15 protein-coding genes and 1 pseudogene are annotated in these 19,740 nt (G+C 70.5%); 13 read left to right on the top strand and 3 right to left on the bottom strand.

Annotation, left to right across the window (positions count from 1 at the left end; all coding sequences use genetic code 11):
• The first annotated feature begins 104 nt into the window (after positions 1-104).
• The 10 genes and pseudogenes from AB0G79_RS16170 (at position 105) to AB0G79_RS16125 (ending at position 11,429) form a co-directional block, all read left to right on the top strand.
• Positions 105-539: a PPOX class F420-dependent oxidoreductase gene (locus tag AB0G79_RS16170; RefSeq protein WP_360806607.1), complete on the top strand. Its 435-nt coding sequence runs from the start codon at positions 105-107 to the stop codon at positions 537-539.
• A 114-nt stretch (positions 540-653) separates the two neighbouring features.
• Positions 654-2,063, top strand: a complete 1,410-nt coding sequence (locus AB0G79_RS16165) for a UL36 very large tegument protein (RefSeq protein WP_360806604.1) — start codon at positions 654-656, stop codon at positions 2,061-2,063.
• A 234-nt stretch (positions 2,064-2,297) separates the two neighbouring features.
• Positions 2,298-3,140, top strand: coding sequence for a nitrilase-related carbon-nitrogen hydrolase (locus tag AB0G79_RS16160; protein ID WP_360806601.1), 843 nt, complete (start codon positions 2,298-2,300; stop codon positions 3,138-3,140).
• Complete coding sequence (locus tag AB0G79_RS16155) at positions 3,137-4,417, top strand: aspartate aminotransferase family protein (RefSeq protein ID WP_360806598.1); 1,281 nt, start codon at positions 3,137-3,139, stop codon at positions 4,415-4,417. Before AB0G79_RS16160 ends, AB0G79_RS16155 begins: the two co-directional genes overlap by 4 nt.
• A 26-nt stretch (positions 4,418-4,443) precedes the next feature.
• A pseudogene (locus AB0G79_RS16150) lies at positions 4,444-4,824 on the top strand (amidohydrolase family protein); the annotation flags it as partial.
• Between the two features lie 59 nt (positions 4,825-4,883).
• Positions 4,884-6,275: a dihydropyrimidinase gene (gene hydA / locus AB0G79_RS16145; protein WP_360806595.1), complete on the top strand. Its 1,392-nt coding sequence runs from the start codon at positions 4,884-4,886 to the stop codon at positions 6,273-6,275.
• A gap of 45 nt (positions 6,276-6,320) precedes the next feature.
• Positions 6,321-7,334, top strand: coding sequence for a TIGR03842 family LLM class F420-dependent oxidoreductase (locus AB0G79_RS16140; protein ID WP_360806592.1), 1,014 nt, complete (start codon positions 6,321-6,323; stop codon positions 7,332-7,334).
• 160 nt (positions 7,335-7,494) lie between these two features.
• The gene (locus tag AB0G79_RS16135; protein WP_360806589.1) at positions 7,495-8,466 is read left to right on the top strand and encodes an ROK family protein; all 972 of its coding nucleotides are present in this window, start codon (positions 7,495-7,497) and stop codon (positions 8,464-8,466) included.
• A gap of 121 nt (positions 8,467-8,587) precedes the next feature.
• Positions 8,588-9,778 carry a mannose-6-phosphate isomerase, class I gene (gene manA, locus AB0G79_RS16130; RefSeq protein ID WP_360806586.1) on the top strand — a complete coding sequence of 397 codons (1,191 nt, stop codon included), beginning with the start codon at positions 8,588-8,590 and terminating at the stop codon, positions 9,776-9,778.
• 343 nt (positions 9,779-10,121) lie between these two features.
• Positions 10,122-11,429 (top strand): cellulase family glycosylhydrolase, encoded by a 1,308-nt coding sequence (locus tag AB0G79_RS16125; RefSeq protein ID WP_360806583.1) that lies wholly within the window; start codon positions 10,122-10,124, stop codon positions 11,427-11,429.
• Between the two features lie 163 nt (positions 11,430-11,592).
• On the opposite strand, the gene AB0G79_RS16120 is transcribed toward AB0G79_RS16125, so the two are convergent.
• Together AB0G79_RS16120 and AB0G79_RS16115 are read right to left on the bottom strand one after the other, a co-directional pair.
• On the bottom strand, positions 11,593-12,639 hold the full coding sequence (locus tag AB0G79_RS16120; RefSeq protein ID WP_360806580.1) for a LacI family DNA-binding transcriptional regulator: 1,047 nt from the start codon (positions 12,637-12,639) through the stop codon (positions 11,593-11,595).
• Entirely contained in the window at positions 12,636-15,032 is a 2,397-nt protein-coding gene (locus AB0G79_RS16115) for a glycoside hydrolase family 2 protein (RefSeq protein WP_360806577.1), read from the bottom strand. Before AB0G79_RS16115 ends, AB0G79_RS16120 begins: the two co-directional genes overlap by 4 nt.
• A gap of 275 nt (positions 15,033-15,307) precedes the next feature.
• Between AB0G79_RS16115 and AB0G79_RS16110 the strand changes: the two genes are divergently transcribed.
• The 3 genes from AB0G79_RS16110 to AB0G79_RS16100 all read left to right on the top strand — a co-directional run bounded on the left by AB0G79_RS16110 (position 15,308) and on the right by AB0G79_RS16100 (position 18,597).
• Positions 15,308-16,633: an ABC transporter substrate-binding protein gene (locus AB0G79_RS16110; RefSeq protein WP_360806574.1), complete on the top strand. Its 1,326-nt coding sequence runs from the start codon at positions 15,308-15,310 to the stop codon at positions 16,631-16,633.
• A gap of 120 nt (positions 16,634-16,753) precedes the next feature.
• Entirely contained in the window at positions 16,754-17,725 is a 972-nt protein-coding gene (locus AB0G79_RS16105) for a sugar ABC transporter permease (RefSeq protein ID WP_360806649.1), read from the top strand.
• Entirely contained in the window at positions 17,722-18,597 is an 876-nt protein-coding gene (locus AB0G79_RS16100; RefSeq protein ID WP_360806571.1) for a carbohydrate ABC transporter permease, read from the top strand. Before AB0G79_RS16105 ends, AB0G79_RS16100 begins: the two co-directional genes overlap by 4 nt.
• Before the next feature lie 79 nt (positions 18,598-18,676).
• On the opposite strand, the gene AB0G79_RS16095 is transcribed toward AB0G79_RS16100, so the two are convergent.
• Complete coding sequence (locus AB0G79_RS16095) at positions 18,677-19,714, bottom strand: LacI family DNA-binding transcriptional regulator (protein ID WP_360806568.1); 1,038 nt, start codon at positions 19,712-19,714, stop codon at positions 18,677-18,679.
• Positions 19,715-19,740 lie beyond the last annotated feature (26 nt).

The raw sequence follows: 19,740 nt of genomic DNA, 5'->3' as shown, positions 1-19,740 counted from the left end.
CCCGATACTGGGTGTATCGGGGTGATCCCGACAACGCGGCGAGCGTGCGTGCCGGGCGCCGCCGGGCAGGCGCCACTTTCGACACACGCCCTAGGCTCGGGCCCATGAAGCCCGAAGAGATGCCCGAGGAACTGCGCCGCGGCCGGTACGTCAGCCTGACCACCTTCCGGAAGAACGGCACCGGAGTGGCCACCCCGGTCTGGTACGCGGTCGAGGGCTCCGAGCTGTACGCGTGGACGCGCGCCGACTCGTGGAAGGTGAAGCGGCTGCGCAACGACCCGCGCGTCACCGTCGCCGTCTGCGACGTCCGCGGCAACGTCGCCGACGGCGCCCCGCGCCACTCCGGCGAGGGCCGGCTCGTCGACGGCGAGGAGCTCCGGCGCATCCGGAGCCTGCTCTCGCGCAAGTACACCTGGCAGTTCTGGCTCACCGACGTCCCCGCGATGATCGTCCGGCTCGGCAAGCGCCCGCACGCGGGCATCGTCGTCCGCCTCGGCGAATCCGGCGCGAGCGGCGAGCCCGGTGCGCCGTCCGAGTGACGTACGCGAGCGAAAACGGCCCGTAGCCGCCCCGTAACACGACTGCGGTCGAATATCTGCGGACCGGAAGGTTCCCCTCGGGGTTCCAGGCGAAGGCGGGCAGGTGCTGAGCGCATGACGGTGTATCAACTCCCCGGGGACATCGACACGTTCACGCGGTGGTTCGCGGAGCTCGCGGCCCGCGTCGAGGCGGGTTCCGGCTGGTACGAGGTCTTCGCCACCCGCGACCCGGAGGGGATGCGCGCCTGCCTCGACGGCACGGAGATCCCGCCGTGGGACGTCGTCGAATCCCTGCTCCAGGACGCCGGCGAACGTGCCGACGGCCCGCTCGCCGCACAGGCGGGGGCGCTGTACGCGGCGGCTGCCGGCGCCCACGACCACCGCCCCGGCGGGGCCGACGCACTCGCCCGCCTCCGGGACCTCAGGGAGAGCGAACGCCGGTACGCCGGTGCCCGCGCCCGCGAACTGGAACGGCGGCTTGGGGAGACCCGGCGGGGCTCGGAGCAGGCGGCCGTCCTGGCACACGACCTCGCCTGGGCGCGCGACGACCACGCGAGGGCCGCCGCCCGCGTCGCGGAACTGACGGCACGGCTGGTGAGGCTGGGGGATCCGGTACGGGCGGGAGCGCCGGCGGCGGCACCGGAACGCGCGTCCGCGAGTCCGGGGTGGGTACGTCCCCCGGAGCGAACCCACCCGCCCCGGCGCCTCGACCCGACGCGCCCGCCCCACGCGGCCGACGCCCCCGAACCACCCGCGACGGAACCTCCCGCGACGGAACCTGCCGCGACGGAGAACGCCGCCGCCCGGCCCGCACCCGCCCGGCGGCGCCCCCGTGGGGCCCGCTACGCCTGGCTGGACGGCGAGCCGGGCTCCGACGAGCCGGTGGCGGTGACGGCACCCGTCCTGCCGACTTGGGGAACGGCCCCGCGCGGCGCCCGCTTCGGCGGCGGTGAGGCGACCCCGGAAGCGGTCGCCCCCGCGCCCGACCCCGACGGTGTCGCCCGCGCCGCCGCCAACGCGGTCTACGCCCTCCGGCGGCTCCGCGCCCAGGGCCGCACCGGCGAGGCGCACGCCCTGCTGTGCGAGGCGCTCGCCGGCCCGCCCGCCCGGCTGCCCGCCCTCGCCGACGAGCTGGACCGGTCAGGTCTGGCCGCGGACTGGTCGACGCTCCTGTGGGAGGCGGCCTCACTGCCGCCCGGCAGGCTCGCCGCGGTCGCCGGTGCCCTCGCCGACGCGGGGCGGACCGCCGACTGCGAGCAGCTGATGCGCCAGGGCGTGGCCCGCCCGGTCGAGGAGCTCGCGGGCGCGTGCGCCGCCCTCCGTGCGGAGGGCCACCGGCGCGAGGCCCACGCGCTGCTCGCCGCCTTCGTGCGGGCGCGGACCCCGGAGGAGGCGGCGCGGCTGGCGGGCGCCGACCCGCGTGAGCTCGTACGACCGCTGCTCGACGCGGCGCGCGGGGTCTCGGTGACGCGCGAGCGGGATCTCCGGCACGCCCTGAGGGTGGCGGGTCTGCCCGGCGCCTGACGGCCGGGAGACGCGCGCCGCCGCGCGGACTCCGACGTACGTCCGCAGGTGTCCGAAGTTGTCCGCATGCGTCATCGTCTGCCCGACGTGGACCACTCGGGTGCGAATCATGATCGACCCGGCCGCTTCCCGGCGGCGGTCTTGCTCCGGGGTGTGACGGGGCTTACGTTCTCCTCCTACGCACCGTGTCTACGGGCGTAGAAGGTCTCTGACGCCGTGCCGAAGGGGCAGCTCATGACCGACGTCGTACGCGCCGCGCTCGTCCAGGCGACCTGGACGGGTGACACCGAATCCATGATCGCGAAACACGAGGAGCACGCCCGCGAGGCCGCCCGGCAGGGCGCCAAGGTGATCGGGTTCCAGGAGGTGTTCAACGCCCCCTACTTCTGCCAGGTCCAGGAGCCCGAGCACTACCGCTGGGCCGAACCCGTGCCCGACGGCCCCACCGTCACCCGCATGCGGGAGCTCGCCCGCGAGACCGGCATGGTGATCGTCGTCCCCGTCTTCGAGGTCGAGGGCGAGGGGTTCTACTACAACACCGCCGCCGTGATCGACGCCGACGGCACCTACCTCGGCAAGTACCGCAAGCACCACATCCCGCAGGTCAAGGGCTTCTGGGAGAAGTACTACTTCCGCCCGGGAAACGTCGGCTGGCCGGTCTTCGACACCGCCGTCGGACGCGTCGGCGTCTACATCTGCTACGACCGCCACTTCCCCGAGGGGTGGCGCCAACTCGGACTCAACGGAGCCCAGTTGGTCTACAACCCCTCGGCGACCCACCGCGGCCTCTCCTCCTACCTCTGGCAGCTGGAGCAGCCGGCCGCCGCCGTCGCCAACGAGTACTTCGTCGCCGCGATCAACCGCGTCGGCGTCGAGGAGTACGGCGACAACGACTTCTACGGCACGAGCTACTTCGTCGACCCGCGCGGCCAGTTCGTCGGCGAGGTCGCCTCCGACAAGGACGAGGAACTCGTCGTCCGCGACCTCGACTTCGGGCTCATCGAGCAGGTCCGGCAGCAGTGGGCGTTCTACCGCGACCGCCGCCCCGACGCGTACGACGGGCTGGTGAAGCCGTGAGCAGTCTGTACGACCGGCACCGTGCGGTCATCCCCGACTGGGTCGCGCTCTACTACCGCGACCCGATCGAGATCACCCACGGCGAGGGCCGCCACGTCTGGGACGCCGAGGGGCGCAGGTACCTCGACTTCTTCGGCGGCATCCTCACCACCATGACCGCCCACGCCCTGCCCGAGGTCACCAAGGCCGTCTCCGAGCAGGCGGGGCGGATCGTCCACTCCTCGACGCTCTACCTCAACCGGCCGATGGTCGAGCTCGCGGAGCGGATCGCGGGGCTCTCCGGCATCCCCGACGCCCGCGTCTTCTTCACGACCTCCGGCACGGAGGCCAACGACACCGCGCTGCTCCTGGCGACGGCGTACCGCCGATCGAACCAGATCCTCGCGATGCGCAACAGCTACCACGGCCGCTCCTTCTCGACGGTCGGCATCACCGGGAACCGGGCGTGGTCGCCGACGAGCCTCTCGCCGCTCCAGACGCTGTACGTGCACGGGGCCGTCCGCACCCGGGGGCCGTACGCCGAGTACAGCGACGAGCGGTTCGTCGAGGCGTGCGTGGCGGACCTCGAGGACCTCCTCGGCCACACCCGGGACGTCGCGGCCCTCATCGCCGAGCCGATCCAGGGCGTCGGCGGATTCACCTCCCCGCCCGACGGCCTCTACGCGGCCTTCCGCCGGGTCCTCGACCGCCACGGCATCCTCTGGATCGCCGACGAGGTGCAGACGGGCTGGGGACGCACCGGCGAGCACTTCTGGGGCTGGCAGGCGCACGGCCAGGCCGGGCCGCCCGACATCCTCACCTTCGCGAAGGGGATCGGCAACGGCATGTCCATCGGCGGGGTCGTCGCCCGCGCCGAGATCATGAACTGCATCGACGCCAACTCCATCTCCACCTTCGGCGGTTCGCCCGTCACGATGGCCGCGGGCCTCGCCAACCTCGGGTACCTCCTGGAGCACGACCTCCAGGGCAACGCCCGCCGCGTCGGCGGTCTGCTCATCGAGCGGCTGCGCGCGGCGGCGGCCGGAGTGGCCGCCGTACGGGAGGTGCGCGGCCGGGGCCTCATGATCGGCCTCGAACTCACCGAACCCGGCACCGACCGCGCCGCCCCGGAAGCGGCCGCCGCCGTCCTGGAGGCGGCGCGCGAGAACGGCCTGCTCATCGGAAAGGGCGGCGGCCACAACACGAGCACCCTGCGCATCGCCCCGCCGCTCTCACTGACGGTGGCCGAGGCGGAGGAAGGCGCCGCCATCCTCGAACAGGCTCTGCACACCCTCTAGTTCACCCATGACGTCAGGGAGAAGCCGTGAGCACCCACCGCACCCTGATCCGCGGCGGCCTCGTCGTCACCGCCGCCGACGAGGTCCACGCCGACGTGCTGATCGAGGACGGCCGCATCGCCGCCCTCGCCGCCCACGGCTCGGACGCGGCGGCCGGCTGGACCGCGGACCGGATCATCGACGCCACCGACCGCTACGTCCTGCCCGGCGGCGTCGACGCCCACACCCACATGGAACTGCCCTTCGGCGGCACCGCCGCCTCCGACACCTTCGAGACCGGCACCCGCGCCGCCGCCTGGGGCGGCACGACCACCATCATCGACTTCGCGGTCCAGACGGTCGGCCAGAGCCTCCGCGAAGGCCTCGGCACCTGGTACGCCAAGGCCGACGGCAACTGCGCGATCGACGTAGGCGTTGCGGCGGCCGTGGCCGTGGCTGGCAGCCGAGGAGAAGGGACTTCTGCGAAGTGACTCGGACTCTGATTACCGGCGGCCTCGTGATCACGGCCGCGGACGAGGTGCACGCGGATGTGCTGATCGAGCACGGCCGGGTGGTGGCGCTGGCCGCGCCGGGGACGCAGGAGTGGACGGCGGACCGGGTGATCGACGCGTCGCAGAAGTACGTGATCCCGGGCGGGGTCGACGCGCACACGCATATGGAGCTGCCCTTCGGCGGCACGTTCGCATCGGACACGTTCGAGACGGGGACGCGGGCGGCGGCGTGGGGCGGGACGACGACGATCGTCGATTTCGCGGTGCAGGCGAAAGGCGAGCCGCTTCGGGCGGGTCTGGATGCCTGGATGGCGAAGGCGGACGGGAACTGCGCGATCGACTACGCGTTCCACATGATCATGTCGGACGTGAACGAGTCGACGCTGCGGGAGATGCCGAAGCTGGTCGAGCTCGGCGTTTCCTCGTTCAAATTGTTCATGGCGTATCCGGGTGTCTTCTACTCGGACGACGGCCAGATTCTGCGCGCCATGCAGGTCGCCGGGGAGACCGGCGGGTTGATCATGATGCACGCGGAGAACGGCATCGCGATCGACGTCCTGGTGGAGCAGGCGCTCGCCCGGGGTGAGACGGACCCTCGCTATCACGGGGAGGTCCGCAAGGCGCTGCTGGAGGCGGAGGCCACGCACCGGGCGATCCAGCTGGCCCGGGTCGCCGGCTCGCCGCTATACGTGGTGCACGTGTCGGCGCAGGAGGCGGTGGCGGAGCTGGCGGCGGCGCGGGACATGGGTCTGCCGGTCTTCGGCGAGACCTGTCCGCAGTACCTGTTCCTGTCGACGGACAACCTGGCGGAGCCGGACTTCGAGGGCGCCAAGTACGTGTGCTCGACGCCGCTGCGCCCGAAGGAGCACCAGGCCGCGCTGTGGCGGGGGCTGCGGACGAACGATCTCCAGGTGGTGTCCACGGACCACTGCCCGTTCTGCTTCGTGGGGCAGAAGGAGCTGGGTCGGGGCGACTTCTCGAAGATCCCCAACGGCCTGCCGGGGGTGGAGAACCGCATGGACCTCCTGCACCAGGCGGTGGTGGACGGGCACATCTCGCGGCGCCGCTGGATCGAGATCGCCTGCGCGACGCCGGCGCGGATGTTCGGTATCTATCCGCAGAAGGGCACGATCGCCCTGGGTGCGGACGCCGACGTCGTCATCTACGACCCGCACGCCACCCAGGTCCTGTCGGCCGAGACCCACCACATGAACGTCGACTACTCGGCCTACGAGGGCAAGACGATCACAGGCCAGGTCGAGACGGTCCTGTCCCGTGGTGAGGTCGTCATCGATCAGCGGAAGTACGTCGGAAGCGCGGGGCACGGGGCGTTCGTGCCGCGTGGTCTTTGTCAGTACCTGGGCTGAGCAGCCCGGGGTCTCATCGCACCGACTCGAACTTGGAGGTCCCGCGTGGACTTCGGACTCGTCCTCCAGACCGACCCGCCGGCCTCCCAGGTCGTCGGCCTGATGCGCCGGGCGGAGCGCAACGGCTTCCGCTACGGCTGGACCTTCGACTCCGCCGTGCTGTGGCAGGAACCCTTCGTCATCTACAGCCAGATCCTCGCCAACACCACCAAGCTGCACGTCGGCACGATGGTGACCAACCCGGGCACGCGCACGTGGGAGGTGACGGCCTCCACCTTCGCCACCCTCAACGACATGTACGGCAACCGGACCGTCTGCGGCATCGGGCGCGGCGACTCCGCCATGCGCGTCGCCGGCCGCAAGCCGAACACCCTGGCCCGCCTCGGAGAGGCGATCGAGGTCATCCGGGACCTGGCGGAGGGGAGGGAGGCGACCGTCGACGGCAACACCATCCAGATCCCCTGGGTCAAGAACGGCAAGCTGCCGGTGTGGATGGCGGCGTACGGCCCGAGGGCCCTGGCCCTGGCCGGGCAGAAGGCCGACGGCTTCATTCTCCAGCTCGCCGACCCGTTCCTCACCGAGTGGATGGTCAAGGCCGTCCGCCAGGCGGCCACCGATGCCGGCCGGGACCCCGACGCCCTCACGATCTGCGTCGCCGCCCCCGCGTACGTCACGGCCGACGACTCGCCCGAGGCCCTCGCCCACGCGCGTGACCAGTGCCGCTGGTTCGGCGGCATGGTCGGCAACCACGTCGCCGACCTGGTGGACAAGTACGGCGAGCACTCGGACATGGTGCCGGAGGAGCTGACGGCGTACATCAAGAACCGGCAGGGCTACGACTACTCCCACCACGGCCGCGCCGACAACCCCGACACCGCCTTCGTCCCCGACGACATCGTCGACCGCTTCTGCCTCCTCGGCCCCGCCGAGGCCCACCTCGACAAGCTCCGCCGGCTCAAGGAGCTCGGCGTCGACCAGTTCGCCGTCTACGCCATGCACGACAACAGGGAGGGCACGATCGACGCGTACGGCCGCGACATCATTCCCGCCGTTCGCTGACGAAGACGGCTGGCCCAGGTGCCGATGCAGGTGGTGACGACCGCCCACCTGCATCGATCCCCCTCCTTAACCGGATCAGTTATGCTCTGGACAACGTTGTCATCGTTCAGCAGAGTGATGCCTCACGCGGTTTGGACGGTTCTGGAAGGGTGGGTGCAAGGTGTACGGAGCGTTGGACATCGGCGGTACGAAGATCGCCGGGGCGCTGATCGACGCCGAGGGACGTGTGGTGGTACGGGCTCAGCGGCCGACTCCGGCGCGGGAGCCCTCCGAGGCGTTGATGGCCGCCGTTGCCGCGGTCGTGGACGAGCTGGCCGCCCATCCCGAGTGGGTGTCGCTGTCCTGCCTGGGAATCGGGAGTGCGGGCCCGGTGGACACCTTCGCGGGCACGGTGAGTCCGGTGAACATCCCGGCCTGGCGCTCCTTCCCCCTGGTGGAGCGGGTACGGAGTCATCCTGCCGTTCCGGAGGTCATCGAGCCCGTGCTTGTCGGCGACGCGGTCGCCATGGCGGCGGCGGAGCACTGGATCGGCGCCGCGAAGGACGCGGCGAACGCCCTGTGCATGGTCGTGTCGACCGGTGTCGGAGGCGGTCTGATCCTGGGAGGTTCCGTCCACGCGGGGACGACCGGGAACGCGGGGCACATCGGGCACATCACCGTCGATCAGAACGGTCCCCTCTGCCCCTGCGGCGCCCGCGGATGTGTCGAGCGCTACGCCAGCGGCACGGCGATCGCGGCCCATGCGCTGGAACTCGGCTGGGCGCCCCCGGCCGGTCTTCCCGCCACCGCCCGAGAGGTCGAGGCCGCGGCCCGCGCGGGCGACCCGAGGGCCGTCGCCGCGTTCGACCGGGCCGGTCGTGCGCTGGCCGCCGCCATCGCGGCGACGGCCGCACTCGTCGAACTCGACCTGGTCGTGGTGGGGGGCGGAGTCTCCCAGGCCGGCGAGGTGCTCTTCGGGCCGCTGCGTCATCACCTGACGTCGTACGCGGTCCTCGACTTCACGCGTGCGCTGTCGGTCGTGCCCGCCGGGCTCGCTCTCGACGCCGGGCTGATCGGTGCGGCCGCCGCCGGTGTCGCCGGCTCGGAGCTGTCCCGTGCCGGAGTGGGCACGAGGGGGCAGGCGGCCCACTGACACCCCTCCTCCGGACACGGACGGGGCTGTTCTCCGTGCCCGGAGGCGTCGGCGCCGGGCGCCTTCCGGGGCGCCGTGGTGTCCGCCCGCCACCTCACCATCAGCACTCCGGGAAGTGACCATGGATCTCCTCAGTAATACCGTCCAGCCCTACGACTGGGGCTCCCGCACTCTGTTGCCGGAGCTCATGGGCGTGCGGCCCACCGGATCGCCCCAGGCCGAACTCTGGATGGGTGCCCATCCCGCGGCGCCCTCCCGGGTGTCGAGGGGAGGGGCCCTGATAACGCTGGACCGGTTGGTCGCCGAGGACCCGGAGGGACAACTCGGAGCGGGCACCGCGCGACGCTTCGGACCCCGCCTCCCGTTCCTCGTCAAGCTGCTGGCCGCGGACGCGCCGCTCTCGGTGCAGGTGCACCCGGACCTCGCGCAGGCCCAGTCGGGCTTCGCCAGGGAGAACGCTCTCGGTGTTCCCCTGGACGCACCGCATCGCAACTACCGCGACGACCAGCACAAACCCGAGATGATCGTCGCGCTCACCGCCTTCCAGGGGCTCTGCGGCTTCCGGAACCCGACGGACACCGCCGACCTGTTCGCCTCCCTGGAGGTCCCGGCGCTCCGGCCGTACATCGAGACCCTGAGGGCCGTCCCGGAGTCCCAGGCGCTCGCGGAGGTGTTCCGGGCCTTCCTCCGCCCGCCGGCGGGCCTGCTCGACGCCGTGACCGAGGCGCTCGCCGTCGCGGCGGTGGGCTCGGGCAGCGCCTGTGTCGTCGCCTACGACCGCATCGCCCGGACCTGGCCGGGGGATGCCGGGCTGTTGTCGGCGCTGATGCTTCAGTACGTCGAGTTGAGCCCCGGCGAGGCGCTGTTCCTCGGTGCCGGAGTGCCGCACGCGTACCTCTCGGGGCTCGGTGTGGAGATCATGGCGAGTTCCGACAACGTCCTGCGGTGCGGGCTGACCACCAAACACGTCGACGCGGAGGAGCTGATCCGGGTCGTCCGCTTCGCCGCGCCCCCGGCCCGTGTCCTGGTCCCCCGGGAGGAGGGGGGCGAAGAGGTGTATCCGGCGCCGGTCGACGACTTCCGCCTTTCGCGCCATCGCCTCCGATCCGGTGAGCCGAGGTCCCGGGTGACGCTGGACGCCCCGCAGATCGTCCTCTGTACCGCCGGGACGCTGACCGTCGTGTCGGCGGGGGAGAGTCTGGGCATCGGTCCCGGTCAGGCCGTGTACCTGCCTGCCGGCGCCGAGGCCGGGCTGGAAGGCGCCGGCGTGGCCTACCGGGCGACGACGGGTACGGCGGAACGCCTCGGCTGAGAGCTGAGTGCGGGCAACGAAACCGATCACTAAACTTAACCGGTTATGTTCCAGCTATTGTTCTCGGCCGTCACGAGCTCTAGCCTCAACTCGGCCGCCAGGAAATCGGCAGGGGAAATCGCTGACTGACGAACGCGACGACCTGAACCATGCCTGCGGTTAAGCCCCACTGCCCGGAATCGAGCCGCAGCATTATCCGGGCAGTGGGGTCCGGCGGCGGTCCGCCCACCCTCCCTGGGTCCGCCCGGGGCCACGGACCTCGACCAGCCGCGATCTCATTCCATGTCAGGCATCACCGCGCCCTTCCTCCTCCCCGGGCGCGGCACCGAGTTGGGAGCACCACATGAACAGGACACGGGTCTTCTCGGCGGCGACGCTGCTCGCCCTCGCCGCCACGATCACCTCGGTCCCCTTCACCGCCCAGGCCGCCGGGCGCTCCGACGGCTTCCGCGTCGTGGACGGACGGCTCGTCGACGCCACCGGAAAGGACTTCGTCCTCCGCGGCGTCAACCACGCCCACACCTGGTACACCGACCGCACAGGGCAGTCCCTCGCCGACATCAAGGCCCTCGGCGCCAACTCGGTCCGGGTGGTGCTCTCCACCGGTACCCGCTGGACCAAGAACGACGCCGCCGACGTCGCGGACGTCGTCGCGCAGTGCAAGGCCAACCGCCTCGTCTGCGTCCTGGAGGCACACGACACCACCGGCTACGGCGAGCAGGGCGACGCGGCCTCCCTGGCCGAGGCCGTCGACTACTGGCTGGAGGTGGCGAGCGCGCTCAGAGGGCAGGAGAAGTACGTCATCGTCAACCTCGGCAACGAGCCTCACGGCAACGCCGGATACGCCGCCTGGACGCAGGACACCAAGGACGCCATCGGCCGACTGCGCGCGGCCGGCTTCGACCACACCCTGATGGCCGACGCCCCCAACTGGGGCCAGGACTGGTCGAACACCATGCGCGAGAACGCCCCCGCCGTCTTCGCCTCCGACCCCGACCGCAACACCGTCTTCTCCATCCACATGTACGGCGTCTACGACACCGCTGCCGAGGTCGAGGACTACCTCGGCAGCTTCGTCGACCGCGGCCTGCCCATCGTGGTCGGCGAGTTCGGCTACGACCACTCGGACGGCAACCCCGACGAGGACGCCGTCATGGCCACCACCCGCAGGCTGGGCCTCGGCTACATGGGATGGTCCTGGAGCGGCAACGGCGGTGGCGTCGAGTACCTGGACCTCGCCACCGGTTTCGCCGCCGACCGGCTCACCGCCTGGGGCGAGCGCCTCTTCCACGGAGCCGACGGCATCCGGCAGACCGCGCAGGAGGCGGGTGTCTACCGTCGCGGCTGCTCCGTCGCCTACCGCCTGGACGACTGGGGCACGGGCTTCAACGCCGACATCACCGTCCGCAACACCGGCGAGCGGGACCTCACGTCCTGGAAGCTCGACTTCGCCCTCCCGGAGGGCACCACGGTGAACTCCGCGTGGAACGCCTCCGTCACCCAGGACGGCCGGCAGGTTCGCGCCGCCAGTGAGTCCTGGACCGCGTCCGTCCCGGTCGGCGAGGCCGTGAGCTTCGGCGTCAACGTCACCGGCCCCGGTGCCGTGCCCTCCTCCTTCAGCCTCGACGGAGTTCCCTGCGCCAACGGCTGATCCCGGTACCGCACCCGCCGTACGCGGTGCGAGAGGAGCGGGTTCCTTCGGCACGTCCCTGCCGAAGGAACCCGCTCCTCGTCGGTCTCCGCCGCTCAGGGGTCGGGTACGGGATCGGGGGGCCTGCCCGCGCGGACAAGCCCCCCGACCCCGTACCCGACCCCTACGTGCGCCGCGGTGGGCCCGTCGACCCTCTCGGCGTGAGGGACGGGGTGGGCACCTGTCGGGTGCCCTTGTGGGTGCCTTCGATGATTCCGAAGAGGGTCCGGGCGACGTCCGCCCCGAAGCGGTGGACGTCGTGACTCATCGCCGACAGCGGCGGGTGGGTCAGGCGGCACAACTGGGAGTCGTCCCAGGCGAGAAGTGAGACGTCCTCGGGGACCGAGAGACCCATCTCCGAGGCGACCGCCGCCCCGGCGACGGCCATGATGTCGTTGTCGTACACGATCGCCGTCGGCCGGTCCGGGGACATCAGGAGACTACGGGTGGCCCGAGCCCCTTCCTCCCCCACGAAACCGGTCGCCACCTGCCGTCCACCGTCCAGGCCCAGTTCGGCCATGGTCGCCTCGAAGGCGGCGGCGCGGATGCCGCTGTGGCCGAGACCGGCGGGGCCGCCGACGCGCGCGATCCGACGGTGCCCGAGGGCGGCCAGGTATCGCACCGCCTCGGCGGCCGCGGAGGCGTCATCCGTCCAGACCGCCGGGAACCCGCCGGTCAGCGACGGATGCCCGACGGCCACCAGAGGCATCCCGAGGGCCCTCAGGGGAGGGATCCTCGGGTCGTTCTGATGGAAGTCGACGAGGATCGCCCCGCCGACGGTCCGGCCGCGCCACCACTCCTGGTAGAGGGCCGCCTCCTCGTCCAGGTCGCGGACCAGCCGCAGGAGGAGTGAGCAGGAGCGCTCGGCGAGGACATCCTCGATGCCGGAGATGAACTCCATGTAGAAGGGTTCGAGTCCGAGCAGCCGGGCCGGCCGGCAGAGCGCCAGGCCGACGATGCCCGCCCGCCGGCCGGAGAGGTTCCGGGCGGTCTGGTTCGGGCTCCAACCGAGCTCCCGGGCCGCCGCGAAGATCCGCTCGCGGGTCGTCGGGGCGACTCCCGGACGGTTGTTGAAGGCGATGGAGACCGCACCTTTCGACACCCCCGCCAGCGCGGCGACGTCGTTGATCGTGACGCGCTGGCCGGGGACGCGGGAGGCTTGGGCGCTCACGCCGCTCCCACACTGAACAGGGCCGCCCGTACGGCTTCCGGGGTTTCGCCGGCCCAGCCGCGCACCCCGATCCGCACCTCCTCGCCCGGCAGCAGGGTCACCAGCCCGTGGTCGGCGCTCGCCGTCGGGGCCAGCCGGTCGGCCTGCAGCAGCAGGTCCCGGACCAGGGTGCGGGCGGTGATCGTCACGAACGCGTCCCCGTCCCCCGCCGGTTCCACCAGGACGTCGTACTCCGGTACCGGATAGGCGAAGTCCTTCTCGTGTACGGGGAGATGGACCGCACGCAGACCGTCCGCGTCGGCCACCAGGAGCTCCTTCCCGGAGTCGGCCGCGGGCAGCAGTGATGCCGGGACCACCATCCGCAGCACCGTCCGGGCAGCGGCCTCCAGATCGAACGACGCCTCCTTCAGAACGGTGCCGTCGGCGCCGAGTCGCCGCAGGGTGACGGTGGTGCGCCAGGTCGTGCCGGACTGGTTGTCGAGGGCGAGCACCGGGCCGCCCTCCGCGGGAACGAGGCTGAGGAGGCGGTCGGCGTAGACCCGGCGCAGCTCGTGGTAGAGCGGCTTGAGGCGTCCGTCGCCGTCGATCGCGGCCCAGGAGCTCACCGGCCAGCAGTCGTTGAGCTGCCACACGACCGAGCCCGCGCAGACGGGCCAGTGGGAGCGCCAGTGCTCGATGCCGGCCGCCACCGCCCGCGCCTGGACGACCTGGGCGAGGTAGTGCCAGCGGTCGAAGTCGTTCTCGGGCAGGCCGAAGTGCCGCTCGATGCCCCGGTTCAGTTTGCCGTTGCCGTCCTCGGCCTTCTGATGGTGCAGCATGCCGGGGGAGTCCGGGGAGAGGTCCTCGCCGGGCAGGGCGCGGCGCAGCGTGCTGAGCGCGGGCGGGGCCTGCCAGCCGAACTCGGCGCAGAAACGGGGGACGTCGGACCGGTACTCGGCGTAGTCCTGCCGGTTCCAGACCTCCCACGAGTGGTGGGTGCCGTGCCGGGGGTCGTTCGGGTGGTGGTCCCAGGAACCGGACCAGGGGCTGCCGGCCGTGTAGGGGCGGGTCGGGTCGAGCTCGGCGACGATCCGGGGCAGGATCCCGAGGTAGTAGCCCTCCCCCCAGGAGTCGCCGGCGAGCGGCTCCTCCCACTCCCAGTCGCGGAAGCCCCACAGGTTCTCGTTGTTGCCGTTCCACAGGACGAGGCTGGCGTGCGGCATCAGCCGGACGACGTTGTCCCGCGCCTCCGCCTCCACCTCTCCGCGGAGCGGCTGCTCCTCGGGGTAGGCGGCGCAGGCGAAGAGGAAGTCCTGCCAGACCATGAGGCCCAGCTCGTCGCAGACGTCGTAGAAGGCGTCGTCCTCGTAGATTCCGCCGCCCCAGATGCGGACGAGGTCGATGTTGGCGTCGGCGGCCTGGGTGAGACGGGTGCGGTAGCGCTCCGGAGTGACCCGGGACGGCAGGACGTCGTCCGGGATCCAGTTGACCCCGCGCGCGAAGACCCGTACGCCGTTGACGACGAAGGTGAAGCCGGTGCCGTGCTCGTCCGCGGAACGGTCGACGGTCACCGTGCGGAAGCCGATCCGGCGCGACCAGGCGTCGAGCGGCTCCCTGTCCTCGTTCAACAGCTCCACGTCCAGTCCGTACAGCGGCTGGCGGCCGTAGCCCCGCGGCCACCACAGTTCCGGCTCGGGCACGTCGAGGCGGAGGACCGCTTCAGCGCCCTCGAAGGAGGTTTCGGCGACCGCCCCGGCGGCCGTGGCGCGCAGTGTGAGCCGTCGGCCCGCGCCGCTCTCCGTACGCGCGGTCCGGACGCGCAGCTCGACACGGCCGGTCGTGCCGTCCACGGTGACCAGCGGTCGGACCTCGGCGAGCCGGGCGACCGACCACCTTTCCAGGCGCACCGGCCTCCACATGCCGGCGGTGACCACGGTCGGCCCCCAGTCCCAGCCGAAGGAGCAGGCCATCTTGCGGATGTACTGGAACGGCTCGGGATAGACGTTGGGCCGGTCCCCGGTGAGGGAGCGGACTCGCTCGGCCTCGTCGTACGCCGAGCCGAAGCGCACTTCCAGCGGTCCCGACCGGCCCGTCACGTCGAAGCGGTGGACGCGGTGCATGTTGCGGGTGGTGCCGAGCGACGAGCCGCCGAGCAGGACCTCCGCGGCGGTGTCGAGCCCCTCGAAGACCAGCTCGCTCCGTTCGTGCCCGTCGTCGGCGGCGAGATCCGTGAGGTAGGACCATGCCTGGCGGCCGACCCAGGCGATCTCCGTCTCGTTCAGCCCGAGGAACGGGTCCGGGATCACTCCTGCGGCGAGCAGGTCGGTGTGGACACAGCCGGGCACCCGCGCGGGGAGCAGTGCGTCCTCGTGGCGCAGGCTCCACCCCTCGTGCAGCTGGGTGACGTCCTTCATGGTGTGCGGCTCCAATCGCCTGGCAGTGGGCGGGATGCGTGTACGGGCCGACAAGCTAGCCGTACATTTACTTAACTGTCTATGAACCGGTGAAGTGCGGTCTGCGCGGCACCGTGGAACACCCGGTATGCGCGTCCATAGGGCCTTGGCGTGACGCGACCGCGGTAACGATTAGGCATCGCGCTGGAAATCAGTACTTTACCGGTTCACGTATGGCTGACATAGTGCCGTCATCCCACCGATGACCTGAGCCGTGACTTTGAAGGAGTTGGGCCATGGGGAACAAGAAGACGACCGCGCTCTCGGGCGCTGTGCTGGCCGCTGTGATGCTGACGCTCTCGGCGTGTGGCGGCGGAGGCGGCGGTGCCACCGGTGAGGTGGCCGCGCCTCCGTCCGACCCGAAGGAGGTCTCGGGCAAGATCAAGGTGCTGACCCAGCGGACCGACCTCGTGCAGAACGGCGTGCTGAAGCAGTACGCGGCCGAGTTCCAGAAGATCTACCCCAAGGTCGAGGTCTCCTTCGACGGCATCACCGACTACGAGGGGGAGGTGAAGATCCGCATGAACACCAAGGAGTACGGTGACGTGCTCTTCATCCCCGGCGCGGTGGCCAAGAACGACTACCCGAAGTTCTTCGCGCCGCTGGGTACGACGGCGGAGCTGTCGAAGTACCGCTTCGGCGACAAGGCCGAGGTCGACGGCAAGGTCTACGGCATCGCGCAGTTCGGCACGGCCGACGGCTTCGTGTACAACAAGAAGCTGTGGCGGCAGGCGGGCGTCACCGAGTGGCCGAAGACTCCCGAGGAGTTCCTGGCCGACCTGAAGGCGATCAAGGCGAAGACCGGCGCCACGCCGTACTACACGAACTTCAAGGACGGCTGGCCGCTGGTCCAGTGGACGAGCAACCTCGGCGTCGTCGGCTGCGACGCCCAGGCGAGCAACGCGCTCGCGGGCCCGGTCTCTCCCTGGAAGTCCGGCAGTGAGCTGAACACCACGGACACCCTGCTCTACGACATCGTCAAGCAGGGCCTGTCGGAGAAGGACCCGGCGACGACCAACTGGGAGATCTCCAAGGCGCTCCTGGGTGAGGGCGAGATCGCCACGATGATGCTCGGTTCCTGGTCGATCACGCAGATGCAGGCGGCCGCGGTGGAAGCCGGAGGTAAGGCTTCCGACATCGGCTTCATGCCCTTCCCCGCGCAGAAGAACGGGAAGCACTGCGCGGCCCTGGTCTCGGACTACCAGCAGGCGGTGAGCGTCTACTCGAAGAACAAGTCGGCGGCGCGCGCCTGGGTCGACTGGTTCACCGAGAAGTCGGGATTCGCTGAGAAGGAGGGCGTGGTGTCCGCGGTCAAGTCCGCCCCCATGCCGGCCACGCTCAAGGAGTTCGTGGACAACGACGTCTCCTTCTTCGACCGCTCCGAGGCGAAGACCGCGACGGTCAACGACATCGACGAGGCGGCCGAGATCGGGCTCAACAAGCAGGACTACCGCCAGAAGATGATCGACATCGCCACCGGTGCCGAGAAGGGCAGTCTCGAGGACTTCTTCGCCGACCTGAACAAGAGGTGGGACGAGGCGGCGAAGACCGTCGGTAGCTGATACCGACGGAGCGGGCCCCGGCCGCACGACACCGGCCGGGGCCCCTGGACCTTCCGCAGCCGCGGACATGAAAGGCCGGACATGACCCAGACCACCGACACCGCACCAGAGGACGCCGCCATGACAGGGCGATCCAGCACGGACAAGACAGACACGGAGAGCCGCGGCCGCAGCTCGGCGAACCGACGCCGAGGACCTGCCGCGCGGAGGCCGCGATCGTGGCGCGACTCGCCGCTGAGGCGGATCACTCCCTGGCTCTTCCTGGCGGCTCCGCTAGCCCTGCTGATCACGTTCACGTACGTCCCCGTGGCGAGCATGATCTCGTACAGCTTCACCGACTGGGACGGCGTCAGCCCCGACCGGGAGAACGTGGGTTTCGACAACTACGTCCAGATCTTCACCCGCCCCGAGCTCTTCCGGGTGTTCTTCGTCAGCGGCTACTACCTCGCGGCGTCCGTGGTCCAGATCGTGGTCGCGCTGTACTTCGCGGTGATCCTCAGCTTCAACCTGCGGTTCCGGAACTTCTTCAAGGGGATCCTCTTCTTCCCCTACCTGATCAACGGCGTCGCCATCGGGTTCGTCTTCCTGTACTTCTTCCAGGACGGCGGCACCCTCGATTCGGTGCTGGCCTGGCTGGGCGTGACCACCGATCACCCCTGGCTCGGCGATCCCACCTCCGCCAACGTGTCCCTCGCGGGCGTCTCCGTGTGGCGCTTCACCGGACTGAACTTCGTCCTCTTCCTCGGTGCGATCCAGTCGATCCCGGGAGAACTGTACGAGGCGGCGGAGCTGGACGGAGCGGGGAAGTGGAAGCAGTTCCGGCACATCATCGCCCCCAGCATCAAGCCGGTGATCAGTCTGAGCGCGATCCTGGCGATCTCCGGGTCCCTGTCGGTCTTCGAGATCCCGTACATCATGACCGGCGGGGCCACCGGCACCCAGACCTTCGTCATCCAGACGATCAAGCTCGCGTTCCAGTTCAACAAGACCGGCCTGGCCTCGGCCGCGGCCGTGGTGCTGCTCCTGATCATCCTGGTGATCACCTGGATCCAGCGCCGGCTCGTGCCCGACGACAAGGTGGACCTCGTATGACCTCCCCCGACCTCAGTGCCGCCCCGAACCGGCCCCGTGCCCACCGTCGGCGGCTGCCCGTGGGAAGCACGCTGACGTATCTGTCGCTGCTCCTGGCGTCCGCGGTCGTCCTGATCCCCCTGGCCGTCGTCTTCCTGACGTCGCTCAAGACCTCGGAGGAGGTCGGCTCGGGCGGCGCGCTCTCCCTGCCGGGGAACTGGTTCAACTTCGCGAACTACGTCACGGCCTTCAACGACGGCAAGATGCTGACGGCGTTCGGGAACACCGCGTTCATCCTCGTCTTCTCGATCGGTGGCACGGTGGTCATCGGCTCGATGACGGCCTACGCCGTCGACCGGTTCGACTTCCGGGGCAAGAAACTCGTCATGGCGGGCTTCCTGATCGCCACCCTGGTGCCGAGTGTCACCACGCAGGTGGCCACCTTCCAGGTGATCAACGGTTTCGGCCTGGTCGACACGCGCTGGGCGCCGATCCTGCTCTACATGGGTACCGACATCGTCTCGGTCTACATCTTCCTGCAGTTCATCCGAGGCATCCCCGTCTCGCTCGACGAGGCCGCCAGGCTCGACGGCGCCAACGCCTTCACCATCTACCGGAAGATCATCTTCCCGCTGCTCAAGCCGGCGATCGCCACCGTCGTCATCATCAAGGGGATCACGACGTACAACGACTTCTACATCCCCTTCCTCTATATGCACTCCGAGGACCTGGGCACGATCTCCACAGCCCTCTTCCGCTTCAAGGGACCCTTCGGAGCGCACTGGGAGGCCATCTCGGCCGGAGCGATCCTCGTCATCGTCCCGACGCTGATCGTCTTCCTGCTCCTCCAGCGGTGGATCTACAACGGCTTCGCGCAGGGAGCCACCAAGTAGGAAACGGCAACGCCATGACGCGGTGCCGGGCCGTACGAGGGGGCGGTCCGGCACCGCGTCGGATTCCGTGAGGGGGCGATCAGTGCTGGGCCGGCTCCGGTGGCGGGGAAGAGGTGCTGCCACGGGGCACGAAATGCGCGTAACCCTCACGCGTGTCGCCGACGTCCTCGCCGTCGATCAGGGCGAGCAGCGCGGTCGCGGAGTGGGCTCCGTACGCCGGGATGTCACGGGTGACCGCCGACAGCGTCGGGCGCACCACCTGCGTCAGCGGCGACTCGTCCCAGGCGACGATCGACAGGTCCGCCGGAATCGAGAGCCCCAGCTCCTGTGCCACCGACAGCGCGGCCACCGCCATGATGTCGTTGTCGAAGACGATCGCCGTCGGCCGCTCGGGCGCGATCAGCAGCGCCCGTGTCGCCCGTGCCCCCGCGTCGCCGGTGTAGTCGGTGTGCACCACCGCCGCCTCCGGGATGCCCGCCTCCCGGCACGCCTCCGCGAGCGCGGCGTCACGCACCGCCGTGTGCGCGAACCCGGCAGGGCCCGCCACCCTCGCGATCCGCCGGTGCCCCAGAGCCGCCAAATAGCGGACGATCTCGTGGACGCTCTCGCCGTCGTCAGACCAGACGGCCGGCAGTCCCCCCGTCACCTCCGGCGGGCCGATCGCCACCGCGGGCAGGCCGATGTCCCGCACGGCCTCGGCCCGGGCGTCCGCGGTCTGGAGGTCCATCAGGAAGACGCCGTCGACCCGACGCTCGCCCCACCAGCGCCGACAGACCTCAATCTCCTGCTCCTGGTCCGTCGCCATCTGCAGCATCAGCGCGTACGAGTGATCGGCGAGCACCGTCTCCACGCCGCTGATGAACTCCATGAAGAACGGCTCCACCCCGAGCGTCCGGGCCGGGCGCCGCACGACGAGCCCGACCGCCTGAGCCCTCCCACCGTTGAGAGCTCGGGCGGCGCTGTTCGGAAGCCAGCCGAGCTCCTCGGCGATGCTCTTGATGGAGGCGCGCGTCGCCTCCGACACTCCGGGCTGGTCGTTGAGCGCGTACGAGACCGCTACCTTCGACACACCCGCCCGACGCGCGATGTCCGCCATCGTCGGCCGCTTCACTGCCACCCCAGCTCCATCCTGAACCTCGATAA

Origin of the sequence: Streptomyces sp. NPDC020807, from assembly GCF_040641575.1 — a bacterium.
GTDB lineage: Bacteria > Actinomycetota > Actinomycetes > Streptomycetales > Streptomycetaceae > Streptomyces.
This window is presented reverse-complemented; position numbering and strand designations above follow the sequence as displayed.

Coding starts and splice junctions, on each gene's coding strand:
- AB0G79_RS16170 (WP_360806607.1), top strand. CDS start 105: ATGAAGCCCGAAGAGATGCCCGAGGAACTGCGCCGCGGCCGGTACGTC.
- manA (WP_360806586.1), top strand. CDS start 8,588: ATGGATCTCCTCAGTAATACCGTCCAGCCCTACGACTGGGGCTCCCGC.
- AB0G79_RS16160 (WP_360806601.1), top strand. CDS start 2,298: ATGACCGACGTCGTACGCGCCGCGCTCGTCCAGGCGACCTGGACGGGT.
- AB0G79_RS16165 (WP_360806604.1), top strand. CDS start 654: ATGACGGTGTATCAACTCCCCGGGGACATCGACACGTTCACGCGGTGG.
- AB0G79_RS16100 (WP_360806571.1), top strand. CDS start 17,722: ATGACCTCCCCCGACCTCAGTGCCGCCCCGAACCGGCCCCGTGCCCAC.
- AB0G79_RS16105 (WP_360806649.1), top strand. CDS start 16,754: ATGACAGGGCGATCCAGCACGGACAAGACAGACACGGAGAGCCGCGGC.
- AB0G79_RS16115 (WP_360806577.1), bottom strand. CDS start 15,032: ATGAAGGACGTCACCCAGCTGCACGAGGGGTGGAGCCTGCGCCACGAG.
- AB0G79_RS16125 (WP_360806583.1), top strand. CDS start 10,122: ATGAACAGGACACGGGTCTTCTCGGCGGCGACGCTGCTCGCCCTCGCC.
- AB0G79_RS16110 (WP_360806574.1), top strand. CDS start 15,308: ATGGGGAACAAGAAGACGACCGCGCTCTCGGGCGCTGTGCTGGCCGCT.